The organism is Rhizobacter sp. (assembly GCF_031412495.1).
Classification (GTDB): Bacteria; Pseudomonadota; Gammaproteobacteria; order Burkholderiales; family Burkholderiaceae_C; genus Schlegelella_A.
Window position 1 is genome coordinate 1 of sequence record NZ_JANODC010000299.1, and the last position, 2,235, is coordinate 2,235.

5 protein-coding genes are annotated in these 2,235 nt (G+C 65.5%); all 5 read right to left on the minus strand.

What is annotated here, in order from left to right; translation table 11 throughout:
- Positions 1 to 332: 50S ribosomal protein L18 (locus tag AC30N0_RS11215; protein WP_489517996.1), on the minus strand; the 332-nt coding region annotated here is incomplete at its 3' end.
- A gap of 12 nt (positions 333 to 344) precedes the next feature.
- Positions 345 to 878, minus strand: coding sequence for a 50S ribosomal protein L6 (rplF, locus tag AC30N0_RS11220; protein ID WP_489517997.1), 534 nt, complete (start codon positions 876 to 878; stop codon positions 345 to 347).
- Between the two features lie 12 nt (positions 879 to 890).
- A complete protein-coding gene (gene rpsH / locus AC30N0_RS11225) occupies positions 891 to 1,286 on the minus strand; it encodes a 30S ribosomal protein S8 (protein ID WP_489517998.1) in 396 nt (131 codons plus the stop codon).
- 38 nt (positions 1,287 to 1,324) lie between these two features.
- The gene (gene rpsN, locus AC30N0_RS11230) at positions 1,325 to 1,630 is read right to left on the minus strand and encodes a 30S ribosomal protein S14 (protein ID WP_489517999.1); all 306 of its coding nucleotides are present in this window, start codon (positions 1,628 to 1,630) and stop codon (positions 1,325 to 1,327) included.
- A 13-nt stretch (positions 1,631 to 1,643) separates the two neighbouring features.
- Positions 1,644 to 2,183, minus strand: coding sequence for a 50S ribosomal protein L5 (gene rplE / locus AC30N0_RS11235; RefSeq protein ID WP_489518000.1), 540 nt, complete (start codon positions 2,181 to 2,183; stop codon positions 1,644 to 1,646).
- Positions 2,184 to 2,235: the final 52 nt, after the last annotated feature.

Genomic DNA, 2,235 nt, shown 5'->3' on the forward strand with positions numbered 1-2,235 from the left:
ACGCGGCCGTGGTACGCGAACCCGGCGCGATCGAACGCGACCTTCTCGACGCCGGCCGCCTTCGCCTTCTCGGCGATGCGCTTGCCGACGACCGACGCCGCGGCGACGTTGCCGCCCTTGCCGGTCGCCTTGCCGTCGCCGGCGAGGTCCTTGCGGACGTCCGGCTCGACCGAGGAGGCGCTCGCCAGCACGCGCGAGCCGTCGTCGGAGATGACGCTGGCGTAGATGTGCAGGTTGGTGCGGTAGACGGTCAGGCGCGCGACGCGTTGCACGGCGATGCGCGCGCGCGTCTGGCGCGAGCGGCGAACCCGTTGGTCTTTCTTGGTCAGCATGTCGTCGGCTCCTTACTTCTTCTTCGTTTCCTTGATCGTGACCTTCTCGTTCGCGTAGCGGATGCCCTTGCCCTTGTAGGGCTCCGGCGGGCGCAACGCGCGAACTTCGGCCGCGACCTGGCCCACGGCCTGGGCATCGGCGCCCTTGATCACGATCTCCGTCTGCGTCGGGCACTCGACCTTGACGCCGGCGGGCATTTCCTTGGAGACCGGGTGCGAATACCCGATCTGCAGGTTCAGCTTCGAACCCTGGGCCGTGGCCCGGTAGCCGACGCCGACCAGCGCCAGACGCTTCTCGAAGCCCTTGGTGACGCCGCCGACCATGTTGGCGACCAGCGCCCGCATCGTCCCCGACATCGCGTCGGCCGCGACCGACTCGTCGGCCGGCGCGAACAGCAGCTTGCCGTCTTCGCTCTTGACCGTGACAAGCCCGTGCACCGGCCGCGCCAGCGTGCCGAGCGATCCCTTGACGCTGATCTGCTCGGCGGTCAACGTGACGTCGACGCCCTTCGGCACTTCCAGCGGCATCTTTCCTACGCGAGACATGGCTCCCTCTCCTTACGACACGTAGCAGAGGACTTCGCCGCCGATGCCGGCCTGGCGAGCCTTGCGGTCGGTCATCACGCCCTTCGGCGTGGTGACGATGGCGACGCCGAGCCCGTTCATCACGGTCGGGATGTCGTGCCGGCCCTTGTAGATGCGCAGGCCCGGGCGGCTCACGCGCTCGATCTTCTCGATGACGGGCCGGCCGGCGTAGTACTTCAGGGCGATCTCGAGCTCGGGCTTGCTGCCCTCGCCGCGCACCGCGAAATCGTCGATGTAGCCCTCGTCCTTCAGGACCTTGGCGATCGCGACCTTCAGCTTCGACGACGGCAGCGTCACGGTCGGCTTCTCGACCATCTGCGCGTTGCGGATGCGGGTCAGCATATCGGCGATCGGATCACTCATGCTCATGGATCAAACTCCTCTTCGGCTCGCGTGCTGCGCGCCGACTACCAGCTGGCCTTGATGATCCCGGGGATATCGCCCTTGAAGGCCATTTCCCGGATCTTGTTGCGCCCCAGGCCGAACTTGCGGAACGTTCCGCGCGGACGACCGGTGATCCCGCAACGCTTGCGCTGACGCGTCGGATACGCGTTGCGGGGCAGCTGCTGCAGCTCGAGCCGGGCAGCGTAGCGGTCCTCGTCGGACTTGCTCGAATCGTTCGCGGCGGCCTTCAGCTCGGTGTGCTTCTTGGCGTACTTGGCGACCAGGCGGGCGCGCTTCAACTCGCGCTGGATCAGGGAAACTTTTGCCACTGTCGAAACCCCTTCAGGTCTTGAACGGGAACTTGAAGGCGGTGAGCAGTGCACGGCACTCCTCGTCCGTCTTCGCCGAGGTCGTGATCGAGATGTTCAAGCCGCGCAGCGCGTCGATCTTGTCGTACTCGAGCTCCGGAAAGATGATCTGTTCCTTGACGCCGACGTTGTAGTTGCCGCGGCCGTCGAACGCACGCGACGAGATGCCGCGGAAGTCGCGCACGCGCGGCAAGGCGATCGTCACGAAGCGGTCGAGGAATTCGTACATGCGCACGCCGCGCAGCGTGACCATGCAGCCGATCGGAACGCCGTCGCGGATCTTGAAGCCGGCGATCGCCTTCTTCGACTTGGTGACGACGGGCTTCTGGCCGGCAATCTTCGACAGGTCGGAGACGGCGTGATCCATCACCTTCTTGTCGGATACCGCTTCCGAGACGCCCATGTTCAGTGTGATCTTGGTGATCCGCGGGGCCTGCATCGACGACTTGTAGCCGAACTTGGCCACCAGGTCGGGGACGACCTTCTCGCGGTAGAACTCTTGCAAACGAGCCATGGTCAGCCTCTCAAACCTTGATCTCAGCGCCGCTCGAACGGAACACGCGGAC